The organism is Acinetobacter sp. 231_lipA (assembly GCF_058243005.1).
This window is the reverse complement of record NZ_JBZAYU010000001.1, coordinates 2,260,547-2,285,756: the sequence shown is the minus strand read 5'-3', so window position 1 is coordinate 2,285,756 and position 25,210 is coordinate 2,260,547. Positions and strand designations below refer to the sequence as shown.

Annotated in this window: 23 protein-coding genes and 3 pseudogenes; 11 read left to right on the top strand and 15 right to left on the bottom strand. The window is 42.0% G+C overall.

The annotated features are described in order from the left end of the window. Window positions 1–48 precede the first annotated feature (48 nt). A pseudogene (locus tag AC4CUX_RS11165) lies at window positions 49–234 on the top strand (hypothetical protein); the annotation flags it as partial. On the opposite strand, the gene AC4CUX_RS11160 reads toward AC4CUX_RS11165, so the two are convergent. Next, the gene (locus AC4CUX_RS11160) at window positions 169–1,194 is read right to left on the bottom strand and encodes an IS30-like element ISAba125 family transposase (protein ID WP_005100823.1); all 1,026 of its coding nucleotides are present in this window, start codon (window positions 1,192–1,194) and stop codon (window positions 169–171) included. The pseudogene AC4CUX_RS11165 and the gene AC4CUX_RS11160 sit on opposite strands and share 66 nt — an antisense overlap. A gap of 58 nt (window positions 1,195–1,252) precedes the next feature. On the opposite strand from AC4CUX_RS11160, the gene AC4CUX_RS11155 reads away from it, so the two are divergent. Next, complete coding sequence (locus AC4CUX_RS11155) at window positions 1,253–1,591, top strand: transposase family protein (RefSeq protein ID WP_086230560.1); 339 nt, start codon at window positions 1,253–1,255, stop codon at window positions 1,589–1,591. Window positions 1,592–1,717: 126 nt separating this feature from the next. Here the strand turns inward: AC4CUX_RS11155 and AC4CUX_RS11150 are convergent, their stop codons facing one another. The 6 genes from AC4CUX_RS11150 to AC4CUX_RS11125 form a co-directional block, all read right to left on the bottom strand. Further along, entirely contained in the window at window positions 1,718–2,566 is an 849-nt protein-coding gene (locus tag AC4CUX_RS11150; protein ID WP_201950194.1) for a class II glutamine amidotransferase, read from the bottom strand. A gap of 168 nt (window positions 2,567–2,734) precedes the next feature. Then, on the bottom strand, window positions 2,735–3,637 hold the full coding sequence (gene argB, locus AC4CUX_RS11145; RefSeq protein WP_004984290.1) for an acetylglutamate kinase: 903 nt from the start codon (window positions 3,635–3,637) through the stop codon (window positions 2,735–2,737). A 10-nt stretch (window positions 3,638–3,647) separates the two neighbouring features. Next, window positions 3,648–5,075, bottom strand: coding sequence for a phosphomannomutase/phosphoglucomutase (locus AC4CUX_RS11140; RefSeq protein ID WP_201950192.1), 1,428 nt, complete (start codon window positions 5,073–5,075; stop codon window positions 3,648–3,650). 196 nt (window positions 5,076–5,271) lie between these two features. Then, window positions 5,272–5,724 (bottom strand): dUTP diphosphatase, encoded by a 453-nt coding sequence (gene dut, locus AC4CUX_RS11135; protein ID WP_004694889.1) that lies wholly within the window; start codon window positions 5,722–5,724, stop codon window positions 5,272–5,274. 42 nt (window positions 5,725–5,766) lie between these two features. Then, window positions 5,767–7,806 (bottom strand): UvrD-helicase domain-containing protein, encoded by a 2,040-nt coding sequence (locus AC4CUX_RS11130; protein WP_004694892.1) that lies wholly within the window; start codon window positions 7,804–7,806, stop codon window positions 5,767–5,769. Between the two features lie 127 nt (window positions 7,807–7,933). Further along, window positions 7,934–8,584 carry a YiaD family glycine zipper/OmpA-like lipoprotein gene (locus AC4CUX_RS11125; RefSeq protein ID WP_201950189.1) on the bottom strand — a complete coding sequence of 217 codons (651 nt, stop codon included), beginning with the start codon at window positions 8,582–8,584 and terminating at the stop codon, window positions 7,934–7,936. 257 nt (window positions 8,585–8,841) lie between these two features. Between AC4CUX_RS11125 and yihG the strand changes: the two genes are divergently transcribed. From yihG to AC4CUX_RS11095, 6 genes are all read left to right on the top strand, one after another. Then, the gene (gene yihG / locus AC4CUX_RS11120) at window positions 8,842–9,774 is read left to right on the top strand and encodes a 1-acylglycerol-3-phosphate O-acyltransferase, YihG family (RefSeq protein ID WP_004694896.1); all 933 of its coding nucleotides are present in this window, start codon (window positions 8,842–8,844) and stop codon (window positions 9,772–9,774) included. A 10-nt stretch (window positions 9,775–9,784) separates the two neighbouring features. Further along, window positions 9,785–10,834 carry a hypothetical protein gene (locus AC4CUX_RS11115; protein ID WP_004694898.1) on the top strand — a complete coding sequence of 350 codons (1,050 nt, stop codon included), beginning with the start codon at window positions 9,785–9,787 and terminating at the stop codon, window positions 10,832–10,834. Window positions 10,835–10,957: 123 nt separating this feature from the next. Further along, window positions 10,958–11,689 (top strand): septum site-determining protein MinC, encoded by a 732-nt coding sequence (minC, locus tag AC4CUX_RS11110; protein ID WP_078389443.1) that lies wholly within the window; start codon window positions 10,958–10,960, stop codon window positions 11,687–11,689. Between the two features lie 69 nt (window positions 11,690–11,758). Next, window positions 11,759–12,571, top strand: a complete 813-nt coding sequence (gene minD, locus AC4CUX_RS11105) for a septum site-determining protein MinD (RefSeq protein ID WP_039889843.1) — start codon at window positions 11,759–11,761, stop codon at window positions 12,569–12,571. A gap of 2 nt (window positions 12,572–12,573) precedes the next feature. Further along, window positions 12,574–12,846, top strand: coding sequence for a cell division topological specificity factor MinE (gene minE, locus AC4CUX_RS11100; protein WP_004694905.1), 273 nt, complete (start codon window positions 12,574–12,576; stop codon window positions 12,844–12,846). Window positions 12,847–12,967: 121 nt separating this feature from the next. Beyond that, window positions 12,968–13,255, top strand: a complete 288-nt coding sequence (locus tag AC4CUX_RS11095) for a PA4642 family protein (RefSeq protein WP_004694907.1) — start codon at window positions 12,968–12,970, stop codon at window positions 13,253–13,255. A gap of 64 nt (window positions 13,256–13,319) precedes the next feature. Here AC4CUX_RS11095 and AC4CUX_RS11090 read toward each other — a convergent pair whose 3' ends face one another. Beyond that, complete coding sequence (locus tag AC4CUX_RS11090; protein WP_078426382.1) at window positions 13,320–14,225, bottom strand: AEC family transporter; 906 nt, start codon at window positions 14,223–14,225, stop codon at window positions 13,320–13,322. Window positions 14,226–14,282: 57 nt separating this feature from the next. Next, entirely contained in the window at window positions 14,283–17,378 is a 3,096-nt protein-coding gene (locus tag AC4CUX_RS11085; protein WP_490792394.1) for a DNA translocase FtsK, read from the bottom strand. Between the two features lie 295 nt (window positions 17,379–17,673). On the opposite strand from AC4CUX_RS11085, the gene trxB reads away from it, so the two are divergent. The 3 genes from trxB (at window position 17,674) to AC4CUX_RS11070 (ending at window position 20,282) form a co-directional block, all read left to right on the top strand. Further along, window positions 17,674–18,627: a thioredoxin-disulfide reductase gene (gene trxB, locus AC4CUX_RS11080; RefSeq protein ID WP_201950178.1), complete on the top strand. Its 954-nt coding sequence runs from the start codon at window positions 17,674–17,676 to the stop codon at window positions 18,625–18,627. 86 nt (window positions 18,628–18,713) lie between these two features. After that, complete coding sequence (gene aat / locus AC4CUX_RS11075) at window positions 18,714–19,445, top strand: leucyl/phenylalanyl-tRNA--protein transferase (protein ID WP_062034249.1); 732 nt, start codon at window positions 18,714–18,716, stop codon at window positions 19,443–19,445. 21 nt (window positions 19,446–19,466) lie between these two features. Then, window positions 19,467–20,282: an arginyltransferase gene (locus AC4CUX_RS11070; RefSeq protein WP_004694916.1), complete on the top strand. Its 816-nt coding sequence runs from the start codon at window positions 19,467–19,469 to the stop codon at window positions 20,280–20,282. Between the two features lie 29 nt (window positions 20,283–20,311). Here AC4CUX_RS11070 and rimI read toward each other — a convergent pair whose 3' ends face one another. The 6 genes and pseudogenes from rimI to tuf form a co-directional block, all read right to left on the bottom strand. Continuing rightward, entirely contained in the window at window positions 20,312–20,770 is a 459-nt protein-coding gene (rimI, locus tag AC4CUX_RS11065) for a ribosomal protein S18-alanine N-acetyltransferase (RefSeq protein ID WP_126035469.1), read from the bottom strand. A gap of 104 nt (window positions 20,771–20,874) precedes the next feature. Beyond that, window positions 20,875–21,165 (bottom strand): annotated as a pseudogene (locus tag AC4CUX_RS11060) (metal-dependent hydrolase); the annotation flags it as partial. Window positions 21,166–21,293: 128 nt separating this feature from the next. After that, window positions 21,294–22,448: an RNA-guided endonuclease InsQ/TnpB family protein gene (locus tag AC4CUX_RS11055; RefSeq protein ID WP_005402020.1), complete on the bottom strand. Its 1,155-nt coding sequence runs from the start codon at window positions 22,446–22,448 to the stop codon at window positions 21,294–21,296. Beyond that, window positions 22,445–23,059, bottom strand: a complete 615-nt coding sequence (locus AC4CUX_RS11050; protein WP_005402019.1) for an IS607 family transposase — start codon at window positions 23,057–23,059, stop codon at window positions 22,445–22,447. The genes AC4CUX_RS11055 and AC4CUX_RS11050 overlap by 4 nt, the downstream gene beginning before the upstream one ends. A gap of 46 nt (window positions 23,060–23,105) precedes the next feature. Continuing rightward, window positions 23,106–23,714, bottom strand: a pseudogene (locus tag AC4CUX_RS11045) (metal-dependent hydrolase); the annotation flags it as partial. Window positions 23,715–24,007: 293 nt separating this feature from the next. Beyond that, on the bottom strand, window positions 24,008–25,198 hold the full coding sequence (tuf, locus tag AC4CUX_RS11040) for an elongation factor Tu (protein WP_004692776.1): 1,191 nt from the start codon (window positions 25,196–25,198) through the stop codon (window positions 24,008–24,010). Window positions 25,199–25,210: the final 12 nt, after the last annotated feature.

Below are 25,210 nucleotides of genomic sequence, written 5' to 3'. Positions count from 1 at the left end.
TTTTTTGAATCCGTCAATGCGTAAGTCCTATATTAGTTCAACGTCCAAAAAAAACAGAAGAAATGGTATAGCGGTAAAAAAAAGCGACATACCTTTAAATTTCAGTTATCTATGCACTATACAACAGGTGAAATACTGAGTGTATGTGGAAGTCATGGAAGGGCGAATTCAAACATGAGGTGCGACAGTTTGAAAAGTCTTATGATAATCAACAAGCTGAGCAAATTTCTCTAATGGTGTAAGCCAATCTAACGCTTTTCTAGGACGAGTATTCAGTGACATGGCAACTTGATTTAAATAATGCTGATCTGCCTGATTTAAATCAATCCCTTTAGGTAAATATTGCCTAATTAAACCATTCATATTTTCGCATGTGCCTTTTTGCCAGGGTGAATGTGGGTCACAGAAATATACATCTATGCCTAAATCTTCTTCAAGTATTTTATGTTCTGCCATCTCGCGTCCACGGTCATAGGTCAACGTTTTACGCAGTTCTGCAGGTAAATATTTCAGAGCTTCAGTTAAAGCCTTGCGCACTGATTCTGCCTTTGCATCAGGTAATGTTGCCAAGATACAGAGCCGTGTATTTCGTTCAATAAGTGTTGCTATCGAACTTTTATTGTCTTTACCTTTAATTAAATCAGCTTCCCAATGACCCGGTATTTTTCTTTCTTGAACTTCGGCTGGGCGCTCATGAATAGTTTTAATATCCTGTAATATAGAATCTTTTTTAGGTTCACCGTTAGCTTTTCGCTTTTTATTTTCATGACGCAGACAGGATAATAAGTCTTTTTTCAACTCACCCTTTGGTAATGCTCGTATCGTTGAATAAATCGTTGTATGGCTTACATTCATTGTTTGATCCAAATCAGGAAATGTCTTTAAACGCTTTGCTATTTGCTGAGGAGACCATAAACAACGGATCGCTTCAACAATAAATTTCCAGAGGATTGAATCGATTTTGAGTTTTCTGTGACCACGTCTACGTCTAGCGAAGGTGTTATCAGAAGCATATTGAGCTTGATAAACGTCATTGATGCTATTTCTTTTAAGCTCACGATAGATCGTACTAGGATGTCTTTTAATGAGTTCAGCAAATTTTCTGGCTGAAAAGCCTTCTTTTCTTGACTCAAGCATTAATGCAGTACGATCTTCAAAGTTAAGATGATGGTATGACAATTTTATATACTCCATAAACCCTTTAAATTAATTAGGTGGTTTATGTCGCACTTCAAGTTTTACTCTGCCAAGCATGCATGATTTTAAAATATTTAAAAAAAGCATGAGGAAATTAAAATTTAGGCCCTTTTTTATCGTTGATAAGGGTTATTTAGGGATAAAGAAATTGGGTTTTGGATGCCTCATGCCATCTAAAGCAAAGAAAACTGAAAAACTAGATTCTGAATTAAAAAAGTTAAATAGAGAGATTGGTCGTAGACGAATTCAAGTAGAGCATGTATTTGGAAGGATGAAATGTTTTAAGATTTTATCTTGTGTATATAGAAATCGTCGTAAAAGATTAAACCTACGGTTTAATTTACTTGCTGGCATATACAATTTAGATTGGGTGAAAGATAAACAATTAAATTGATTGAAAAATGATTTATGAAGGAAGTCTATTTAATCGATTTTATTATTTTATAAGTATGCATCAAAATAAAAGCATGTTTTATTTTATTATCAACATGCTTTTATATTCTAATCATTTTAAAATAAATTAATATTGATCTGCTTTAGTAACGCGTTTTAAAGACGGATCTTTGGCTTCTCGGACTAAACGTTCCACATGGGTCATTTGGTGACGGATCGCTTTGCCATATTGAAATAAAATCATTTCCCCTGGTGCAAAGGCTGTCCACGCTTCATTTTGAGTCAACGGTTCGGTAGTAATCACGGCTACGCGATCGTCTACAGTAGTGACTTGGCTAAAATCGACTTCAACATCAATATCGATCAGCTGCGCAGGTTTAAATGGGTACTCACGCACCAACCAATGCAGTTTGGTAATGGCATAACTAAACAGGGCCTGCCCATTTGATAAACAGAAATTGAACGTGCCATGCTCCGCAATCCGTGGAGAAACATCAGTTAATAAATCAAAAACTTGATCTAGACTTGGCTCGTTATAGCCAAATTTATTCACCAGTTGGTCCAGTAAATAGCAAAATGCACGTTCACTGTCGGTATTACCCACTGGGGTAAAGCGTCCTGAAAGTACAGGATTAAAGTCATGCAAATCGCCATTATGCGCAAAAATCCACTGTCGTCCCCATAACTCACGGCTAAATGGATGTGAGTTTTCTAAGTTAATTTTTCCCTGTGTCGCTTTGCGGATATGTGCAATCACATTGCGTGATTTGATAGGATAGTTGCGAATTAATTCAGCAATCGGCGACTCAACTGCAGATTGATTGTCAACGAATAAACGGCAGGCTTTATCCTCAAAAAAAGCTATCCCGAAACCGTCACAATGGTCTGAAGTAATCCCCGCGCGCTGTGAAAAGCCTCGAAATGAAAAGGTAATATCAGTCGGTGTTGCACAGTTCATTCCGAGCAGTTGGCACATAATCTTGATCTTATTTAAACATATTTATTTATGATGGTTTTATTGTGCATGAGTCCTGACTGGCTTGCAATTCACAATGCTTCATAACCCGAACACATTCACGCATAAAACTATTTTTATAAAATGCATAGGCCTAAAAAAAGCCTCCGAGGAGGCTTTTCAAAATATTTAGTGCTTATTACTGCGATTGGTAATCAATGTACCGACACCATGATCGGTGAAAATCTCCAACAACGTTGCATGTGGCACACGACCATCCACAATATGCGCGCTTACCACACCACCTTTCACCGCATCTAGAGCACAACCCACTTTCGGAATCATCCCGCCGTAAATCACGCCCGTTTCAATGAGACGGTCAACTTCTTGGGTGGTTAGACCCGTGAGCAGGTTTTTATTTTCATCTAAAACACCTGAAATATTGGTCAACAAAATCAGCTTTTCAGCACCTAAAGCTTCAGCCACTTTTCCAGCCACCAAATCCGCGTTGATGTTATAGGTGTTGCCCTCTTCATCCACACCTAAAGGTGCAATCACAGGAATAAAATCACCACTGGTAAACATTTCCAATACATCGGTTTTAACACTGGTCACTTCGCCCACTAGGCCTAGATCAATTTTTTGTACCGTGCCATCTTCCGCAGTTTTTTCCATCAGTAACTTTTGTGCACGCAGTAAGTTACCATCTTTACCCGTTAGACCAATGGCACGACCACCATGTTGGTTAATCAAGTTCACGATGGATTTATTCACACTACCGCCCAACACCATTTCAACCACTTCCATGGTCGCTGGATCGGTCACTCGCATACCATCAATACGATCCGACTCACGCCCCAATTGCTTTAAAAACGAATCCACTTGTGGACCGCCGCCATGCACCACGATTGGATTTAAACCGACGGTTTTTAACAAAACGATGTCACGTGCAAACGAGCTCTCAAGCTCAGGATCGGTCATTGCATTGCCACCATATTTCACTACTAGCGTTTTTCCAGCAAAACGTTGAATATACGGCAAAGCTTCAGTCAGGACTTGTGCTTTGTCGAGGCCAGTATGTTGATGTGGCATGTGCCTCTCCTTAATGGGCGTCTAATAGGTCTTGTGCAATCTGCGGATAATCTGCCGTCAGCATGTGCACAAAGTTATGGCGAATTTGATGGAGCCGCTGATCACTGTCCGCGTCGAAACGTACGGTAAAATACTCGCCTGTATTCGATGCTCGAATAATGCCAAATCCATCCTCAAAATCAAGTCTTACGCCATCAATTTTACTCATTTCCGCTTGAAAGTGCTGACTTTGTTTTTCCACATTCGCTAAAACCAGCGCGGGTGAAATCTGATGGGTACTGATATAAATATCCTCTGTACTGGCACGTTCTGGGTAGTCTGCCAGTGCTTCTGACAAAGTGCATTGCTTCAAGCTTAAGTATTCCAACACACGTAGTGCGGCATATAAACCATCGTCATAACCAAAACCACGACCATCATTAAATACATAATGCCCTGCATATTCACCGCCAAAAACCGCATGTCCTTTAGATTGCGCCAAATATTTCCGCAAAAAAGAACTGCCTGTGCGAATCATTTTTGGAATACCCTGATGGGCCAATACGGTATTTCGAACCATCGTGGAACATTTCACATCAAAAACCACTTCATGTGCTGGATGATCAGCCAAACACATGTGCGCAAACAAGGACAATAAACGGTCTGCTGAAATGATTACGCCCTTTTCATCAATCAATACAACACGGTCACCATCCCCATCAAAGGCAATACCGATATCGGCATGCTGCTGTTGCACGGCGTTTCGTAGTAGATCTAGATGTTTGGCTTGAGATGGATCGGGGGCATGTTCAGGAAATTCACCATTGGCCTCACAGCGTAAAGCATACACCTCACAGCCGAGTTTCTTTAAGACCAAAACGGCGCAACGTCCCGCTGAACCGTATAAACCATCCACCACGACTTTATAGGGTCGAGGTTGAGGCATGAGCTGTATATCATTGAGCAATGCGGCCTGATAAGCCAGACAATATTCAGGCACGATCTGATGTGGTAACGTTTGCCAGTTCATCTCTGCATGGCTGTCAAAATATTCATTTGCATCGCGTGCCACCTGTTGGATTGCCTCAGGTAAAGGAGGCTCACCCTGCATAATCCATTTGATCCCATTATCCGACTTTGGATTGTGGCTGGCTGTCACCATAATGCCATTGCCGTCGAACTGACGTGCCGTGTAATACAACACAGGACTAGCACAACATCCGATGATTTTCGCATCTAAGCCCTGTTTAAGACATTCTTTGTAAATAATTTCTGCAAAAGCAGGACTGCTTTGTCTGGCATCATAACCAATGGCTAAACGTGTCTGCCCAGTTTTTAAATATTGAGTTGCGAGCGCCTGTGCAATGGCACGAATCAGCTCAGCACTCATGACATCCAATTTGCCACGGATGTCATAGGCACGAAAAATATGTGCAGGAAATTTTGGCTGAAAATCCATAGGTCTAACTTCTAATTTATTCAGATCAACAGCTCTTTCAGCTGTCCTTGTTGTTATGCTTAACGCTGCATTTAATTTTACTAAGGATTCAAAAAAGAGTTGTAACTTTTTATGAACTAAAAATGATCATTCAGCAGTAAAACAACAAAGCCTCTTTCATGGAGAGGCTTTGTTGTTTTACTTTATCACTGAGAGATTAGTTTTGACCAGTATGTCCAAAACCACCAGCACCACGTTCTGTCGCTTCAAATTCATTTACAATATCGAACTGTGCTTGAATCACAGGTACAAGTACATACTGTGCAAGACGTTCACCTGGTTCTAAACTGAAAGCTGTTTGGCTACGGTTCCAAACCGACACCATCAATTCACCTTGATAGTCCGAATCAATTAAACCCACCAAGTTACCCAAAACAATGCCGTGCTTATGACCTAGGCCTGAACGCGGTAAAATTAAACCTGCAAAGTGTGGATCTTCAATATAAATAGATAAACCCGTTTTGACCAAAACAGTTTGTCCCGGTTCAATAACGGTCGCAGCATCGACACATGCACGAAGGTCTAAGCCTGCTGAACCCGTTGTCGCATAAGTTGGCATTGGCCATTCATTGCCTAAACGTGAATCCAACACTTTAACCTGAACTTTCATTCTCTTTTTCCTAGTACAATAAATTTCTAAAACAAAAAATAATTAGCGCTTAATCAACGCACGTAAATTGTCTAAATAATGCTGCGCTTGTAATTTCGGATCGACATTGCCCGCCAGTTTCTTTTTACGCCCCAGCCATTCCAACTCATCTTGCGGCAACTCATCCAAGAAGCGACTTGGTGTCATTTGCTTCATTTGACCGCCCGCCTTACGTTGTTCTGCAAGCGTGATGGTTAAACCCTGACGCGCACGGGTAATGCCCACATACATCAGGCGACGCTCTTCCTCAACCGTATCTGCGGCAATCGAGTTTTTATGCGGCAGCAACTCTTCCTCAAGACCGATCAGATAGACATATGGAAACTCAAGCCCTTTGGATGCATGCAGCGTGAGCAGGTTTACTTTGTCAGTGTCTTCTTCTTCTTGCTGCTGCTCTAACATATCCAGCAACACCATTTTACGAATTACACTTTCAATGTTTTTCTCATCAACATCTTCAGCACGGTTAATCAAACTTTGAATACTGCTATACAGCACTTCAATATTATCCAGCTTGGTTTTTTCCTGCGCAGGCGTCGCTGCAGACTCTTTGACATAGTCGATATAACCCGCTTCAACCATCATCTTGCGAATAATCGGTACAGGTTCATCATCCTCAAGCAACTCACGGGTAAAGGTGGTAATGAAGTCTGCAAACTCCGCCAACTGTGTGGTGGCTTTTTTAGGAATCACCATAGTGAGACGCTGATCACCCGCTGCAGAGAGCAAAGACAAATGATTTTCTTGTGCAAACAGACCCAGCTTTTCTAAAGTCACAGGCCCAATGGCACGTTTAGGTGTATTGATAATTCGCAAAAATGCACTGTCATCTTCAGGATTAATAATGACGCGCAAATAGCTCATCACGTCTTTGATTTCAGCTCGTCCGAAGAACGACTGACCACCTGATAATTTGTACGGAATCTGCATTTGACGCAGTTGTGTTTCCAGTGCACGTGCTTGAAAATTACCCCGATACAAAATGGCGTAATCTTTCCAATTTTTACCATTCATCAGTTTATGCGTAATTAAGTCTTTTACTACACGTTCTGACTCATCGTCATCATTGCGGCACGTAATCACTCGAATCACTTCACCATGACCTTTATCTGACCACAGTTTTTTATCAAAAATATGCGGATTGTTACCAATCACGGTATTGGCCGCTTTTAAAATACGACTGGTCGAACGATAGTTCTGTTCGAGTTTAATCACTTTTAAATTGTGAAAATCTTCATTCAGCAAAGCCATGTTTTCAGGCTTGGCACCACGCCATGCGTAGATCGATTGGTCATCATCACCCACCGCAGTGAACTGTCCCATCACCCCGACCAGCAATTTCACCAAAATATACTGTGCGGTGTTGGTGTCTTGATACTCATCGACCAATAAATAGCGAATACGGTTTTGCCAGCGCTCACGTACTTCTGCATTTTCTTGTAAAAGACGCGTCGGCATCACAATTAGGTCATCAAAATCGACCGCATTATAGGCACGTAAATTACGCTCATACAGTTGATACAAGTGCGCAAACTGAACATCTTCTGCGGTTTCACAGGTGGTGTGTGCTTGCTCAGGCGGAATCAGATCATTTTTCCAATCTGAAATCATCTTCATGGCTTTGGCAATCAGTTCTTTACTTTCCGCACCGGATAAATTGTCACGGTGCATCAAGTCCATCAAAATACGCTTACAGTCGTCCGCATCTAAAATAGAAAAATTATTTTTTAATGGTGTGTGTTTCAGCTCTAAACGCAGCATGTTTAGGCCAAAGGTGTGGAAGGTCGAGACTGAAAGCCCTTTTGCCTCTTCACGTGACAGCAGCTTGGTGACACGTTCTTTCATTTCGCGTGCTGCTTTGTTGGTAAACGTCATCGCGGTAATACGATAAGCAGGAATGCCGCAGTGTTTCACCAAGTAGGCAATCTTACGGGTAATCACCGAAGTTTTACCTGAACCAGCCCCTGCAAGTACTAACAAGGGTCCTTGAGTATATTTCATGGCTTCAAGTTGCTTGTCATTTAACTGACTTGCCAGTGACATAGTCTTTCCTCTATTTCATTCCGAGCTCGATTATAGTCATCTCCGCTACAGATGCATAATGCAAATTCATATTTTAACAGTCATAAAAAAAACCACCCGAAGGTGGTTTTTCAGTCTTCAATAAAAATTATTGAATTGCGTAGATGCTGATTTCTACACGACGGTTTTGCTCACGGCCTTCAGCAGTCGCGTTAGACGCGATTGGGTTTGCTGAACCTTGACCTTGTGCATTAATACGTGTTGTAGAAACACCTTGAGATGCCAAGTAGCTTGCTACAGATTGCGCACGCGCTTGAGACAGAGGAATGTTGATTGAATCATTACCTGTGCTGTCTGTATAACCTGTTACAAGAATACCGCTCTTGTTATCTTCAGTTAAGGTTTGTGCAACTTTGTTTAAAGTTGAATAAAAGTTCGGCTTGATGTTTGATTTATTGGTATCAAAGGTAATGTTACCCGGCATAACCAAACCTACAGAGCCATCTGGATTACGGTTAACTTCTACACCAGTACCCGCCATTTGTTGGCGAAGTTTCTTCTCTTTGTTGTCAAGGTAAACACCCGTTGCACCACCGACAACTGCGCCAATCGCTGCAGCACGGTTGTTTTGACTGCTCGTGTTTGCGTTTCCTTTAGAAATACCATAACCAGCAGCAGCACCAATTAAGGTTCCTAATGCAGCTTTATCGTATTCTACACCACCAATGTTATTACCAGTGCTTTGACAACCTGTAAGAACCATTGCCCCAACGACTGCGGAAATTGCTAGTGCACGCATCGCATGCCTCCTTCTTTGTGTGTTTTGTTTATAGAACGAATATTGTCGTAAAACGATGATCTAGACCATTGATTTTTTGTTAATAATAAAGCCTTTATTTACAATATGTAATAAAAAATTTCCTTTTCAAGACTTTCTTCGTCACAATTTCTACACAGTTAATGTTTGGTGCTTTTCTATTTGATCATCCCGTACTATATTGACCTTTAGAAAATAGAACGAGTTGCGAAACGCATTATATTTTAGGGTTTATTTTTATGTCATCGCCAAACCAAAAACAACCTTTATTAAAAAAAATCACCCGTGGTCTAACTGTTGGTTCAGTCATTACAGGCAGTACTTTTTTTCATGGCCCGCCAGTGCTCGCGCTTGGCCTGACCAAACTGTTTAAAAAATCAAAAAAAGTGGATGAGACCAATATTCAAATCACCAACAGCTGGCTTGCTGTGAACAATTATTTAATCGATCATGTCCTACCCAACACGAAATGGGACATTTCTGTCGATGATGATCTTGAGCTGAGTATGCAGGGTCGTTACCTGATGACTTGCAACCATCAAAGTTGGGTCGACACCACGGTTAACCAATATTTTGGTTTAACCCGTATGCCCCTTACCCGCTTCTTTACCAAGTGGGAACTTATTTTTATTCCATTTGTCGGCCAAGCCTTTAAAATTCTAGGCTTCCCGATGATGAAGCGGCATAGTAAAGAACAAATTGCGAAAAACCCTGCGTTGAAAACACGCGATATGGAAGAGGCACGTAAGTCTTGTGAACAACTGCTTAGCCAACCATTCACCCTGTTAAATTATTTGGAAGGCACGCGTTTTACACAAGAAAAACATGCACAGCAGCAGTCGCCTTACCAAAATTTACTTAAACCGAAAGCGGGTGGCTTGGCCTTAGCCTTAAGTATTTTAGGTAATGACATTGATGCCTTGGTAGATATGACCATTGTCTATCCCGACGGCGCACCTGGCTATAGCGAATTTTGGCTCGGGGAAGTCCCACGGATTGCGGTCAATTTACGTAAAATTGATATTCCTGCATGGGTACTCGCTGGAAACTATGAAGACGATGCAGACTTTCGTGAACAATTCCAACAGTGGGTCGATCAACTTTGGACTGAAAAAGACCAGTTGATTGAAAAAATGAAAGCCAAATACTCAACCTCCAATTTAACCGAGTAAGGGTCTATGCATGATGCAGAATAACCAAGTCAAAAAGTCTAAATATCATCAGGTTGATCCACAAAGTTTGTATTTCAAACTGTTTTTGATCTATGACATTTTTATGGTGTTTCTCATCATTTTTAACTTGTTTTGTTTGTGTGCTAATTTTTTTATCATGAGCAATATCGGTGGATGGTTTTTCCATGCCATTCACCTAGAAAGTGTCTTAAGCTTCTATCGTGAGCATTTGCATCCGTGGGTCATCACCACAGAAGCTTGGTTTATTCTGTTCTTGATTACTGAATTATTGGTGCGTTGGGGCATTGCCATCGTGTATCGACACCATCGTCGCTGGTTTTTCTTTCCCTTTATTCATTGGTACGAAATTTTAGCAATTATCCCTCATTTACGCTTTTTAAGATTATTCCGCGCGGGAGTGATTGCTTTTCGACTGCATGAATTAGGCTATAACGTCATTCCTCCATCGGTACAAGCGAAGGGCAAATTTTACTATCGCGTAGTGATGGAAGAACTGTCTGACCGTGTGGTTATTACTGTATTGGATGGGGTGAAGCACGAATTAAATACCAGCTCGACCCATAAAAAAATTATTCATGACCTCGTCGATCATCATCGGACTTTATTTGCACAAGCATTGGCTGAAATTTTACAAGAATCTCTCGCCACCGAACTGAAACAACGTCAATATTTCATTGCCCAAAATGTCGGTCTGATTGTGAATCGTGCGATTGAAGATACCCCTGAACTGACCCAATTACTGCGTTTGATTCCAATTGTGGGTGGAAGAATTGAGCAACAAATTCAAAGTATCGGACAAAGACTTGGTGAAAACATCACACAAGGTTTACTGGAACCAATGGTTGTGGGAAATCCAGCACAGCCCAATGCCACCTATCGCTTGATAGCTGAAAAAGTCAGTGATTTAAAAATCGATAATCAGTCTTTGGAACAGTTGGTTGAGTCTGTTGTCTATGAAAGCTTAGATGCCATTCGCAAGCAAGTTAAGGTGAAACAGTGGTTAGAAGAGCTTGAAAAAGATGATCAAGCCAAAGAATAAGCATTAAGGTAAAAATATTACAAACGCAGCTAGTGCAATCCTTCATTTTGTTCTAGGATTTGCTCTATTTACAACATCACTTCTTTAGTAAAAAATAAATCTGAGAAGTCTTAAGGAAAAATTATGGCTGATATCCGGATAACTGGCAGAATGGTCAATGCGATTCGCATTACCCTTGACACCAATGATCATGATGCAATCCGACAGCAATTAAGTAAAACATTACAAAATGCATCGACTGCTGGGGCGTTAGTTGTTCTGGAAAGTAGCGTTGAGCAAGAATTAATTTCCTTGATTCAATTATTGCTGGATCTGGATGTACAGCCGATGGCAGTACAAGAAGGAATTTTGGCTGAACAAGCCCGTGCCATTCAATTCCCTGTGATTCCCGCGCAAGGACATGGTATTAGCTCGCAACTTCAAGAAGTCAAAGCAACCAAAGAGCAAGTGGTTGAAGCTCCTGCTCCTGCTACGACAGTTTCTACCAATACGCCAGTTGCGGCAGCACCTGTCATTCGCCATGCAACTTCATATCATGACGAAATTTTACGTACGGGGCAGTGCTTGGTTCAAAATCAAGGCGATATCATTATTACCGCAGGCATTAACAGTGGCTCGGAAGTGATTGCTTCAGGAAATATACATATTTATGGTAGTGCTCGTGGTAGAGTCATTGCCGGCGCGGGCGGAAACAGCGCTGCACGCATCTTCTGTCATGCTTTAGAAGCTGAATTGGTTTCAATTGCAGGGACCTATTGTGTTGCAGATGATATTCCAGCGCAGCATTTAAAACGCCCAACACATATTTACTTAAATGATCAACAAGAGCTTGTATTTGAAGCGCTTGAATTTTAATGTATAAATAAACACCAAAAGCCCCAAATGATAAATAAGGGGATTTAAACCATAACAGGAGTGGATTCGGTGGCGAAAATTGTTGTCGTAACATCAGGCAAAGGTGGCGTAGGCAAAACTACGACAAGCGCATCTTTTGCAACAGGTTTAGCCCTACGTGGTCACAAAACTGTTGTGATCGATTTTGACGTAGGTTTACGTAACCTTGATTTGATCATGGGTTGTGAACGCCGCGTTGTGTATGATTTTGTCAATGTATTAAATAACGAAGCTCGATTACAACAAGCGCTTATCCGCGATAAAGATATCGAGAATTTATATATTTTACCTGCGTCGCAAACCCGTGATAAAGATGCCTTAACTGATGAAGGCGTAGCACGTGTCATGGATGAGTTGTCACAAGAGTTTGACTACATTATTTGTGACTCACCTGCAGGTATCGAACGCGGTGCAATTTTAGCAATGTACCATGCCGATGAAGCGATTATTGTGACCAACCCTGAAATTTCATCTGTACGTGACTCTGACCGTATTATTGGTATGCTCGACAGCAAAACCAAAAAAGTTGAAATGAATGAAGGTCGTATTCGTAAACACTTGTGTATCACACGTTTCAACCCTGAACGTGCCGATAAACAAGAAATGTTAACCATTGACGACATTTCTAAAGATATTTTACGTGTGCCAACTTTGGGAGTGATTCCTGAATGTAAGAGTGTTTTACAAGCATCGAACGAAGGTAAACCAGTGATTCTCTTTACTGAAGAATCAGCAGGTCAAGCCTATGATGACCTTGTGGCACGTTTCTTAGGTGACGAACGTCCTTACCGTCATATTACGGTGAAGCCTAAAGGCTGGTTAGCACGACTATTTGGAGCGTAGACATGGCAGGATTTTGGAGTAAGCTTTTTAGTAATGATGAAAAACCGTCTAGTGCTCAAACAGCGAAGGATCGTTTAAAAGTCATCGTAGCGTCTGAAAGTGGTTTAGGTAAACGTCTTAGCCAAGACAAAATCGACCAAATGAAGAAAGAAATCATGCAAGTGGTGAATCGCTATGTTCGCGGTGTAGATGAACAGCACATTCAAATGGCTGTCCGTTCTGAAGCGAATATTGAAATGCTTGAAATGAATATCAATTTGCCTGAAGAACGTTAATCTGATTTTTGATTAGTCAAGCAAATTGAATCAAGGCAGAATATGCGCAGATACAAGAAAGTATTTTCTTTGTCTCCCATATTTTGCCTTTTTTAATGATTAAACCAGCAAGGAGATTGCTATGGCATTATCTCAGCCAGCAACGTTCAATGAAGAATGGTCAGATGAGCGTGTATTTGCCTACTTAACTCAGCTTCCTCCTGAAGGTGTGAATGGCGACTTTCATGTGTTGTACCATGCCTTTAAACACATGCGCCCAAGTGATTATGAGCGTCTGCTCACCCAATTTAAAACGGATGGTCGCGACATTAATGCCACCAATCCAGAAGGTCAGCGTATCCATGACGTAATTGCCGCTTATCCACGTCAAGCAGCTCCCTTCTTAGAGGTTTTGGCTAAATTCGCCTAAGCCTAGATCTGCTTAATGCGCATGACCTACAAATGCCAGTTCATTCTTAGGAGACTGGCATTTTTTATGACTGTAAAAACCACATCCAAAGTGGAAAAGTCAAACCGAAACACAAAGTTTGCAAACTAATGATTGCTGCCATGAGTTGACTGTCCCCTTGAAAATACTTGGTCAGCACATACGCAGCCGATGCCGTCGGCAGTGAGAAGAAAACCACCACAATCATGGTTTCAAATGTTGCTAAACCAAATAATAGACAGCCTACATAGGCTAAAATAGGTACCAAGATTAAACGCCCAAAAGTGTTTAAAATTAGCGCTCGGCCAGCATATTTTAACGCATTAAACTGGAGTGCTGCGCCCACACACAAGAGCCCAAGCGGGAGGCTCATCCCTGCTACTAGCTTTAAAGATTGGTTAATGCTCTCGGACAAATGCATACCTGAAAAATTAAAAATGAGCCCGACCAGACAAGCTAGAATCAGTGGATTTTTCGCAACCGACCACGCAATATTTTTATAAGACAGTCCCTGCCCTTGAGAAAAACCAAGTACGGAAAGTACATTCACTAAAGGAATAACAAAGGCAATAATCATGGCAAAGACTTGCATCCCCGCAGCGCCAAAAATCAAAGCCATACTGGTCAAACCAATATAAGTATTGAAACGAATATGACTCTGTAAATAGACGCCAAATTGCGCCACAGGCGTACCATACACCGCTTTTAATACCCACAGCACCACACTCATCAGCAAGGTCACACTAAAGACCACAGCAAGCGCTGGCAAGACTTGCCCGACATTAAAATGAACGGTGGCTAGACTACTGAACAGCAAAACAGGAAACAAAATCCAATAATTCAGTCTTTCAGCGCCTTGCCAAAATTCCACCGTTAAAAAGCGATACCGCTTTAATACATACCCCATGGCAATGAGTACTACCAATGGAATTAATGCATCAATAATTTGCATGACTGGATGCCTAAACTGAATGATTAAGAAAAAGCCTGCAATCCGCAGGCTTTCTTTTTAAACTAAAATCTCTCGCTTGCCGTTTGCACCTTGCGCACTCACGATCCCGTTTTCTTCCATTTGATCGACAATTCGCGCGGCACGGTTATAGCCTAAACTAAACTTACGTTGTAGCGAGGACACCGAAACCTTGCGTGTTTCCAATACAAAGGATACGCACTGGTCATAAAGTGCATCACGGTTTGGATCGCCATCGCCATCTTCAAAACCACGAGAACTTGGTTCTTCATCAAATGGCGTTAGGATTTCATCAACATAATTTGGTGAGCCGCGTTCACGCCACGCATCGCAGATGCGGTTGACTTCGTCATCGGCAATAAAGGCACCATGTACACGTTCAGGTTCAATTTTACCCGGCCCTAAGAATAACATATCACCATGACCCAATAAGTCTTCCGCCCCACCAGCATCCAAAATCGTGCGTGAGTCAATTTTTGAGTTCACACGTAAAGCCACACGTGTTGGGATATTGGCTTTAATCAGACCCGTAATTACATCGACCGATGGACGCTGCGTTGCAAGTAACAAATGAATGCCTGCGGCACGTGACTTTTGTGCCAAACGCGTAATCATTTCTTCAGCTTTCTTACCGACCTGCATAATCATATCGGCAAACTCGTCCGCCACAATTACAATCGATGGTAATGGAGTCAAACGTGGTGCACGCTCACCGGCAACCGAATCACTGGCTTTCCAGGTCGGATCAATCAGCTCTTCACCATTGGCAATCGCTTCTTCCACTTTACGGTTATAGTCCGCTAGCTTACGAATTTTTAGGAAAGACATCAGCTTATAGCGACGTTCCATTTCATTCACACACCAGTTCAAGGCACTGACTGCATCTTTCATGTCCGTGACCACAGGGGTAAGCAAATGTGGAATATCGTTATAGTTAGCGAGCTCTAACTGTTTTGGGTCAATCAAAATTAAACGTAACTCATTCGGCGTATATTTCAACAACATCGATAAAATCATCGAGTTTACTGCAACAGACTTACCTGAACCCGTTGTACCTGCAACCAGCATATGCGGCGCTTTACCTAAGTCAGCAATGACCGGGTTACCCGAAATATCTTTGCCCATTGCCATCGAAAGAATGCTATTTGGATCAGTAAAAGCAGGAATGGTCAACAACTCGATTAAACGCACCATTTCACGTGTGCTGTTCGGCACTTCAATCCCGATATACGGTTTACCCGGAATGACTTCAACCACACGTACAGATGCCATCGACATCGAACGCGCAAGGTCACGGGAAATATTGGTCACTTTAGAGGCTTTAACGCCTGGTGCTAAATCCAACTCAAAACGAGTTACTACAGGCCCTGGCTGCGCTTCGACCACTTTAGCTTTGACATTGAACTCTTGTAGTTTAATTTCAAGTAATTCAGATAAACGCGCCAACTGTTCAGCAGTGAAATTGACTTTTTTATTGAGGTCAACTTCATCCAGTAAATCCAGTCCTGGCAGCGGTGATAAATCACGACGACGCTCTGCTACTTGCATGGACAAAGACATTGGACGGCCTGATGCATCCGTTAGTGGCGCATCAAAATCGAAGTCGTCTTCTTCTTGCGGTTTTCCAGCAGTGTCCTGCCATGCTTCAATAAACGCTTCTTTGGACAAAACTTCTTTGGCTACAGCCGCTGTAGCACTTGTGCTTACGATATTATGATGCTGAATGGGTGCTTGTACAAAAGCTGATGACTGCGCATAGCTACTGCTGGAGCGTACATCTGAAGCAGCTACTTTCTGCTCCGACCAATCTTCAGCAAGGAATTCGTCTAAATCATCCAACTCATCAAGCTGTGCTTTTGCAATTCCACTCGGCGCTGGTTGTAACGCAACGGGACTTGCAGCAACACTCAAGGTTGCAACCTCGGCTACCGCAATTGGATCTTCAACCACGTGTAAATGAGACACCGGTTCAGGCGTATTGAAGGGGCTGTGAACATCCGTTGCTGTTTTGCCATTGGGTACGGCAGCAAGCAGCTCGTCAAAGATTTCATCATCATCCCAATCAACATTTTTCTTCTGCGCAGGGGCATCGTCTTGGAAATAATGAGGATCAGCAATTGGAGTTGTATGATCTTGTACCACTGCTTGAAAATGTTGTTCTGGGCTAAATGGGCGATCTTCTTCGGCAGCACGAAGTAAAGCATCAATATCATTTTTATGACGTTGATCTTCAGCTGAGTTTAATGCACGCCACACTTCCCCTGTCGCTACCACGCGCTGACTGTCTTGTTCTAATTGGTGCGCTTTTTCTATAGTCCGCTCAAGCTCTACTTCATCATCCACATCCACCTGTTGTTCTTGAACACGTTGCTCTTTGGCCACCATGTCATTAAACAAATGCTCTGCTGAATAGTCGCGCTGAGGTACTTTAACTGATGTCTCTTGCACGGCTACTGGCGCCTTGACCAATTCCGTTGCTTCAATACCTTTTTTCGGTGCCGTTGCAATCACTTCTTTTTTGACGCTTGGCGTCGTACGATCAAAGGCAGACTCGCTTTCAGGTACGTTGCGGTAAAATAAATCTTGTAAATACGCAGGAGTTGCTTTGAGGGTCGCGAAAGTACGGTTCCATTTGATACCGAAAGCCAAGGTCAGTAAGACCACGGTAAACACGACCAAAAATAACGTTGCACCGTAAATGGTTAAAATCTGCGACAAACTTTGTCCCAGTTCATAACCAATAATGCCGCCAGAGGCATTGTCTAAAGTGTCCGCTGGAACTTTCCAAAACAAGAACAGTAAGCTGGCGGTTGCAAGCAAAATAAAGAATTGCGCAGCATAACGAAATGGACGGTTTAAAAAACTATGCGGCCACCAGACTTGAATGGCTTCAATGAACAAAAATACAGGAATAAGTAGACTTGCCCAGCCTAAAAAACCGAACAGTAAGTCAGCAATCCACGCCCCTGCAACGCCACTGGCATTCGAGACTTGCAAGGTATCACTTGATATATGCATCCAGCCCGGATCAAATGGGGTATAGGTCACGGTAGCAAGGAACAAATAAATGCCAAACGAGACTAAAAATAATGTCATTAATAAGCGCTGTGCATAAGCACCCGACACCTCAGTCATATACTGTCCTGTAACAAATTCTTCATTAATGTTTTTGTTCGAAACCTAAAGCAAAAGTTTCACAATAAACGTCATATTATGCACCTCTTCTTTATAAAAAGATGCACTATTCTTAAATGCTTTATGTATAGCGAGCAGATGAATTTTCCACTTTTTCCCGCTCTACACCGCATATTTCTTCTATATAGCTCAAATCGATTTGATTGATCAATAATATCGACATTGAACTCACACAACTGTTATAGAGTTTCACGTATAATTCCACAAATTTCTAAATAAAAAAAGGATTCTACGTATGAGCGCTCGTCACTCACGTTTGATTATTCTCGGTTCAGGCCCTGCGGGTTACAGCGCTGCGGTATATGCTGCGCGTGCCAACTTAAAGCCTACATTGATTGCGGGTATCCAACTCGGTGGTCAGCTAACGACAACGACTGAAGTCGATAACTGGCCGGGTGACCCTGAAGGCTTAACAGGTCCTGCACTGATGGAACGTATGCAAGCGCATGCGGAACGCTTTGGTACCGAAATCATCTACGATCATATCAATGAAGTCGATCTTTCTGTACGTCCCTTTATACTCAAAGGTGACATGGATGAGTTCACTTGTGATGCACTGATTATTGCCACAGGTGCAACCGCTCAGTACTTAGGTCTTGAGTCTGAAGCTGCTTTTATGGGCCAAGGCGTGAGCGCATGTGCAACCTGTGATGGTTTCTTCTATAAAAACCAAAAAGTGATGGTTGTGGGTGGTGGTAATACTGCCGTTGAAGAAGCACTATATTTGTCTAACATTGCATCGCATGTGACTTTGGTTCACCGTCGTGATTCATTGCGTTCTGAAAAAATCCTTCAAGATCATTTATTTGAAAAAGAAAAAGAAGGCAAAATTAGCATCATTTGGAATCACCAAGTGGATGAGGTTTTAGGTGACAACACAGGAGTAACCGCAGTTCGCTTAAAATCAACTCAAGACGAATCTACACAAGATATTGATGTTCAAGGTTTGTTTGTTGCAATTGGCCACAAACCAAACAGCGCAATGTTCGATGGTCAATTGAACTTACGTGATGGCTATATCCAAGTTCAAAGCGGTACATCTGGTAATGCCACAGCTGCTTCTGTCGCTGGTGTATTCGCAGCAGGTGACATTGCTGATAGCGTTTATCGTCAAGCGATCACTTCAGCGGGTTCTGGCTGTATGGCTGCGCTAGATGCGGAAAAGTATTTGGATGCTTTAGGCGAATAATCTAAGCCTTGAAAAAGACCGCCTTCCATAGGCGGTTTTTTTATGTATGATCTTAAAGTCATTTTTTATCATGTATACACACCACTATGCAGCAGTTACCGCCTTCTGAGTATATCTTTCCCGATCCGCTTGAAGTTGACCCTGAGGGTGAAGGCTTAATTTGTATCGGTGCAGACCTCTCCCCTTCTACCCTGTTTGAAGCCTATACCCATGGTTTATTTCCATGGTTCTCAACAGGCGAGCCCATTTGCTGGTGGTGCCCCGAGCCACGTTGCATCATTCGCCCGCAGGATTATCAGCCCAGTAAAACCCTCCTTCGGAGTATGAAAAAGCAGGATTATCGCATCACCATCAATCAGGCTTTTGAACGAGTGATCCGTGCCTGCTCACTGCCACGCAGCTACGCTGATGACACGTGGATCAGTGAAGATATTATTGATGGCTACTGCGCAATGTTTGATGCGGGTTATGGCTATAGCGTTGAAGTTTGGGATCAAACACGCTTGGTTGGTGGACTATACGGCATCAGCATTGGACACGGCTGTTTTGGGGAGTCCATGTTCAGTACCGAAACGGATGTCTCAAAAATGGCATTTTATACGCTGATGTTGATTGGCCGTGAAAATAAGCTGCCTTGGATTGACTGCCAATTGGTCAATGATCATCTTTTAAGCCTCGGTGCTTGTACACTTTCTCGGCAAACCTACTTAAAATCGTTACAAGATGTTGTAAATCAACCCGCTATCGATTGGAAAATGTATCAGGAGGGTGTATTTTCAAGTAAAACAATAGCGCAAAATGCGCGACTGACTGAATAAAGAATAATAGAGGGATTTATCATGAATTCGTATCACCCGAAGTCCCTACTGAATGATTTACAGTATTACATCACGCCACCGCATGACTGCAGCTATCTAGAAAAAAAGTCAGCCCGGATGGTATTTCTCGATCCAGCGCATCGTATTGATGTCGTCACGCTGTCCGAACTTTCTCGGGTGGGTTTTCGCCGGAGTGGTGATTTTGTCTACCGCCCAGAGTGTCATCTGTGTCGACAGTGCCTATCTAGCCGCGTACCTGTGCGCGAATTTAAAATGAACAGCAGTCAAAAAAAAGCATGGAAACGCAATCAAGACCTCACTTTAAAAATTACCCGCACTGCGGATGCCACCAAAAAACATTATGACTTATATGAGCGTTATATTTTTAAACGCCATGCCGATGGAGACATGTTCCCACCTAGTCGCGATCAGTTTGATAAATTCCTCGTACATAGCTGTACCGAGAGCTTTTTCTTAGAGCTGTGGAAAGAAGACCAACTCATCTGTGTTTCGACCTGCGACCCTTTAGATGATGGCTTATCTGCGGTTTATACCTTTTTTGATCCCGATGAAAACAAACGCTCACTCGGCACTTTCGCCATTTTAAAACAAATCGAGCTCGCCAAAGCACGCGCTTTGCAGTTTGTGTATTTGGGCTATTGGGTGCCGCACTCAGAAAAAATGAACTACAAATCGCAGTATTTACCGCTAGAATTGTTAATTGATGGTCAGTGGCGCAGACTCAATCATAGCCTGAGTAGCGAGGAAGTGCAGCAACTGGGAAACTCCTTAATGACCACCCTACCTTCGGGGTGGAATAACGCCATTATTAAATAATGGCACCATACAGAAGCTCAACTGTTCTCTTATTTAAATAACTCGGAAAAGTCATCACTACACGATTTCACCATAATAATGGCATGCTCACGACCACCATCTGGTTTAGGATAATAATTTTTACGCAAATCAATTTGATGAAAACCGGACTTTTCATACAAGGCAATCGCTGCTTGATTGCTCTCACGGACTTCTAAAAATACTTGTATCGGGTTGTTTTTAAGTTGTGCCAGTGAAGCATCTAATAGCTGATAACCCAGCCCTTTGCCTTGCTGGCTTGGATGAATGGCCATTAACAATAAATTAGCTTCATCAAGAACAGGCTGGAGGATACAAAAGCCTACGACCTGCCCCGCCTGTTCAATCACGGTACTATGATAAGACTGTATAGACTCTTGGAACTGTTGTAGGCTCCAAGGGTGGGTTTGAACTAAATTTTCAATCTGCGCAACTTGGTTTAAATCCGCAGCTTGCATTAAACGAATCATCTTCGTTTATCTTTCTAAAATGTGGAGGTCACAGTATAAAAAATTTGTGCTAAAAACCGAACAAAAAAAAGAGCGATTTACATCGCTCAAAGAGCCAAAACTGCTTAAAACCCTAATTTTAGCTTCCACTTCTCAAGTAAAGCGTCGGTATCGTGATGATTAGGATGAAAACCCAGTTTAAAGTACATAATCATTTCACGTGCCATCCCTGTAATAATTCCTTTCGATGGACTATATGCATAGGTATAAATATCCTTCAGCGCAGCCCTGTTCAGTTGTTTATCTTGCTGTAGTAAACGAAATACAAAATACGACTGCACGCAGAATAAAATAGCCATGGCTGCAACCAGCGATCCCGTTCGTAGTAGATAGGATTTGATTCCGTTATTTAAAACCTACTTAAACCTACTTACGTGGGTTTAATGTTTAATTCCTACTTCATCATCAAGAACCAATTGCTATTGCGCTTGGGATTACCTCAATTCCATAGGCTGTCACGGTGTAACTCACCGCCATTGGTGGCTTATGTAGCCACCAATTCTTTATCTGCATGTTTTAGAATATTGATGGCAGCATTAATATCCCTGTGATGCAGGGTGTTACATGAACATCGCCACTCACGCATTGCAAGTGTCAGGTTTTGGTTTAATTCACCACAATTCGAACACATCTTGCTGCTTGGAAAGAATCGTCCAACAGAAAGTATTGATTTGCCATGCTGTTTAGCCTTGTAAATCAACTGTCGCTTGAACTCATAAAAGCCCATATCCGATATGGCTCTTGAGAGCTTACGGTTTTGTACCATACCTTTCACATTTAAATCCTCAATCGCAATCAGATCGAATCGCTTAACTAAATCAGATGTGACTTGATGAAGATTGTTTTTTCTCAAGCATGATATTTTGTAGTGCAAACGAGAGAGCTTGGTTTTCGCTTTTTCTCTGTTTTGACTACCTTTCTTTTTACGGCTAAAAGACTTAGCAAGTCGTCTTAACTTGGCAAGCTGTTTCTTTAGTGGCGCACTTGATGGAACAACCTCGCCATTAGATAAAGTGGCAAGACTGGAAACACCTAAATCAATACCAACAGATAAACCTGTTTTGGGGTGAAGTTTCTCAGGCTGATTTAATTCAACAGCAATCGAAGCAAACCACTTACCACCCTGTTTAAATATTTTCGCTGATAATATTTTTCCTTGATAACGCAAATCCTCAGTCATTTTTACCCAACCCAAGTTTGGGATACTAATTTTTCTATCTTTAATGCTGAATTGGTCATTTGATAATGAGAAGCGATCATCTACGCCTTTTTTTCTAGGCTTTGGATATTTGGATTGACCATTAAAAAAACGATCAAATGAACTACCCAATTGCTTAATCGCAAGTTGTGGCGCACATTTGGTCACTTTAAGCATGAAAGGGTATTTCTCACGCTTGAACGAGTTTAAGTGCTTTCTTATTTTAGCTTCGGATGGTTTATTTAGAAGTTTTTTATCCACCTGAACGCCATAATAGTCACACTGATCTCTATATTCCTTATCTGCTTTATATTGACGTTGCCATTCTTTTAAAGCCCAATTATACGACAAACGAGCAACACCACTCGCTTGAGCGAAATGACTTGCTTGCTTATTATTTGGCAGTAATTGGATTACATGCCCTCGTATGAATCGGCTCATAGTGCGTCTTTGACTGCCTGTATTAACTTTTGGTTTTTCTTACTACGACTACCATATAATCTTGCCGAAAACACTGTAATGATTTCCAAAACATCTTGAGCAAGTTCTTCCTCAAAAGACAAATTTTCACCCTTATTAAGAATGACGATCTCCACGCTTTTAGCTTCACATAAGGCAAAAACCAACTCAGCACCAAACCGCAATAAGCGATCTTTATGCGTTAAAACCAAACGTCCGATTTCATCATTCATGATTGCTTCTAGCAGCTTATTTAAGCCTTTTTTTCTATAGTTCATACCCGAACCAAGATCGGAGATTAATTCAAACGTCCAACCTTGATTTGCACAGTACATTTCAAGAACTTGTTGCTGTCGAATTAAATCTTCTTTTTGGTCATGACTCGATACCCTTGCGTATGCAATGGTTTTCCTTTGAAGTTGACTATCGGGCTTGTGTATTTGCTCAGGCGTGATCTTACTCAGATCATATCGTCTATGATTTTTAGGGGTTCGATCTGCAACCAAAGTGCCTTCTTCATCCCAACGCCTTAATGTTTGAATGGAAACACCTAATGTTTTAGCTGCAACGCTAATGCTTACATATTTACTCATGTTGTATATAATAGTATAGAAATAAGTAGATTTCAATTAGCAGTTACAAACCCTTTCCAAAAACTCCTTCAAATACATCATAAGCCACAGCTTTGTGCTCATTTTCTTCAATGGCATGCCATAACCACATGGTTTTCATGGTTTCATCGCTCATTAGCTCTTGAATGTGGTTATTGACCAACAACTGAGAGGCAATCGTTGCAGTAAAATGTTCCAACGCAGTGGTTGCTGTTAAATCCACCATCTCTTGTGTAATACCCACAGGCTTGCCTAGAAAAGCAAATACTTTACGCGTGGTTTGAATTGCACGATCCGTATAGCGATCAAGTGTTGCAACATCGTGCCCATACTTTTGCGCAGATGCATTAAAACCTTCATGTTCTTGCGTATGCATCGCTTCTTGACCAATAAAGGCTGAAATCTCTTTTTGTAATTCGGCATTATCTTTAATCGAGGGATGCTGTCTGACCGCACGAACACTATCGATAAAAAACATTTCACCTGCTGGAAAGAGTGCTGACAGCGCGGTCATAAAATGGGTCAGTCCAGCTGAACCATTCATCCAATATTCAGGTACGCTTTCAAACTCAAAGTTCATCCGACGTACAGGGAAACTCGCACCCGCACGATTGGTGATTTTTACCTTCGCATTCATCTTTTTGCTCCTATGAATATCCTGAAGACATCCACTGCTTATAGTTGTTTTCGTCTTTTTATCTTACGTGATTGGGCCCTGCTCATAAGTGCAGTTAGGGTCAGCAAAATATCAGTTTAGGACAGTTTCGAGGGTGGATTGTTAGACAATTTAGTGTGCGTAAAGTTCTACGCTATTTTTCAGAATGGATGCTAAAGCATGCTGTATCTTGCCCGAGAATAATTACTTGCTTAATAAAATGAATAGATAAAAAAAGCGCCCCAAAGGAGCGCTTTTTTTACACAATCAGATGATTATGCAGTTACTTTAGCAACTACACCAGCACCAACTGTACGGCCACCTTCACGGATCGCAAAACGTAGACCTGGGTCCATTGCGATTGGGTGGATTAATTCTACTGACATTTCTACGTTGTCACCAGGCATAACCATTTCAACGCCATCTTGTAATTTGATCGCGCCAGTTACGTCAGTTGTACGGAAGTAGAACTGTGGACGGTAACCATTAAGGAATGGAGTGTGACGACCACCTTCTTCTTTAGAAAGTACATATACTTCTGCATCGAATTTAGTGTGCGGCTTGATTGCACCTGGTTTAGCAAGTACTTGACCACGTTGTACGTCTTCACGCTTAGTACCACGTAAAAGAACACCACAGTTCTCGCCCGCACGGCCTTCGTCTAGAAGTTTACGGAACATTTCTACGCCAGTAACTGTAGTTACTTGAGTATCACGGATACCAACGATTTCAACTGATTCGCCTACTTTCACAATACCAGTTTCTACACGGCCAGTTACTACTGTACCACGACCAGAAATAGAGAATACGTCTTCGATTGGCATTAAGAATGCTTGGTCGATTGCACGTACTGGCTCTGGAATGTAAGTGTCAAGCGCGTCAACAAGCGCAACAACTGCTTCTTCGCCATACTGACCAGCGTCACCGTTAAGTGCAAGAAGAGCCGAACCACGGATAACTGGAGTGTCATCACCTGGGAAGTCATAAGTAGAAAGAAGTTCACGAACTTCCATTTCTACTAATTCAAGAAGTTCTTCATCATCAACAAGGTCACACTTGTTAAGGAATACAAGAATGTAAGGTACACCAACCTGACGAGAAAGAAGGATGTGTTCACGAGTCTGTGGCATTGGACCATCAGTCGCAGCACATACAAGGATCGCGCCGTCCATCTGAGCAGCACCAGTAATCATGTTTTTAACATAATCGGCGTGGCCCGGGCAGTCTACGTGTGCGTAGTGACGAGTTGGAGAATCGTATTCTACGTGTGAAGTATTAATTGTAATACCACGTGCTTTTTCTTCTGGTGCAGAGTCAATTGCAGCGTAGTCTTTCGCTTCGCCACCGAATTTCTTCGCACATACAGTTGCAATTGCAGCTGTTAAAGTTGTTTTACCATGGTCAACGTGACCGATTGTGCCCACGTTAACGTGTGGCTTATTACGTTCAAACTTAGCCTTAGCCATGAGATCTTCCTT

Excerpts from the sequence above, each read along its gene's own strand:
- AC4CUX_RS11160 (WP_005100823.1), bottom strand. The coding sequence starts at position 1,194 with ATGGAGTATATAAAATTGTCATACCATCATCTTAACTTTGAAGATCGT.
- AC4CUX_RS11155 (WP_086230560.1), top strand. The coding sequence starts at position 1,253 with ATGCATGATTTTAAAATATTTAAAAAAAGCATGAGGAAATTAAAATTT.
- AC4CUX_RS11150 (WP_201950194.1), bottom strand. The coding sequence starts at position 2,566 with ATGTGCCAACTGCTCGGAATGAACTGTGCAACACCGACTGATATTACC.
- argB (WP_004984290.1), bottom strand. The coding sequence starts at position 3,637 with ATGCCACATCAACATACTGGCCTCGACAAAGCACAAGTCCTGACTGAA.
- AC4CUX_RS11140 (WP_201950192.1), bottom strand. The coding sequence starts at position 5,075 with ATGGATTTTCAGCCAAAATTTCCTGCACATATTTTTCGTGCCTATGAC.
- dut (WP_004694889.1), bottom strand. The coding sequence starts at position 5,724 with ATGAAAGTTCAGGTTAAAGTGTTGGATTCACGTTTAGGCAATGAATGG.
- AC4CUX_RS11130 (WP_004694892.1), bottom strand. The coding sequence starts at position 7,806 with ATGTCACTGGCAAGTCAGTTAAATGACAAGCAACTTGAAGCCATGAAA.
- AC4CUX_RS11125 (WP_201950189.1), bottom strand. The coding sequence starts at position 8,584 with ATGCGTGCACTAGCAATTTCCGCAGTCGTTGGGGCAATGGTTCTTACA.
- yihG (WP_004694896.1), top strand. The coding sequence starts at position 8,842 with ATGTCATCGCCAAACCAAAAACAACCTTTATTAAAAAAAATCACCCGT.
- AC4CUX_RS11115 (WP_004694898.1), top strand. The coding sequence starts at position 9,785 with ATGATGCAGAATAACCAAGTCAAAAAGTCTAAATATCATCAGGTTGAT.
- minC (WP_078389443.1), top strand. The coding sequence starts at position 10,958 with ATGGCTGATATCCGGATAACTGGCAGAATGGTCAATGCGATTCGCATT.
- minE (WP_004694905.1), top strand. The coding sequence starts at position 12,574 with ATGGCAGGATTTTGGAGTAAGCTTTTTAGTAATGATGAAAAACCGTCT.
- AC4CUX_RS11095 (WP_004694907.1), top strand. The coding sequence starts at position 12,968 with ATGGCATTATCTCAGCCAGCAACGTTCAATGAAGAATGGTCAGATGAG.
- AC4CUX_RS11090 (WP_078426382.1), bottom strand. The coding sequence starts at position 14,225 with ATGCAAATTATTGATGCATTAATTCCATTGGTAGTACTCATTGCCATG.
- AC4CUX_RS11085 (WP_490792394.1), bottom strand. The coding sequence starts at position 17,378 with ATGACTGAGGTGTCGGGTGCTTATGCACAGCGCTTATTAATGACATTA.
- trxB (WP_201950178.1), top strand. The coding sequence starts at position 17,674 with ATGAGCGCTCGTCACTCACGTTTGATTATTCTCGGTTCAGGCCCTGCG.
- aat (WP_062034249.1), top strand. The coding sequence starts at position 18,714 with ATGCAGCAGTTACCGCCTTCTGAGTATATCTTTCCCGATCCGCTTGAA.
- AC4CUX_RS11070 (WP_004694916.1), top strand. The coding sequence starts at position 19,467 with ATGAATTCGTATCACCCGAAGTCCCTACTGAATGATTTACAGTATTAC.
- rimI (WP_126035469.1), bottom strand. The coding sequence starts at position 20,770 with ATGATTCGTTTAATGCAAGCTGCGGATTTAAACCAAGTTGCGCAGATT.
- AC4CUX_RS11055 (WP_005402020.1), bottom strand. The coding sequence starts at position 22,448 with ATGAGCCGATTCATACGAGGGCATGTAATCCAATTACTGCCAAATAAT.
- AC4CUX_RS11050 (WP_005402019.1), bottom strand. The coding sequence starts at position 23,059 with ATGAGTAAATATGTAAGCATTAGCGTTGCAGCTAAAACATTAGGTGTT.
- tuf (WP_004692776.1), bottom strand. The coding sequence starts at position 25,198 with ATGGCTAAGGCTAAGTTTGAACGTAATAAGCCACACGTTAACGTGGGC.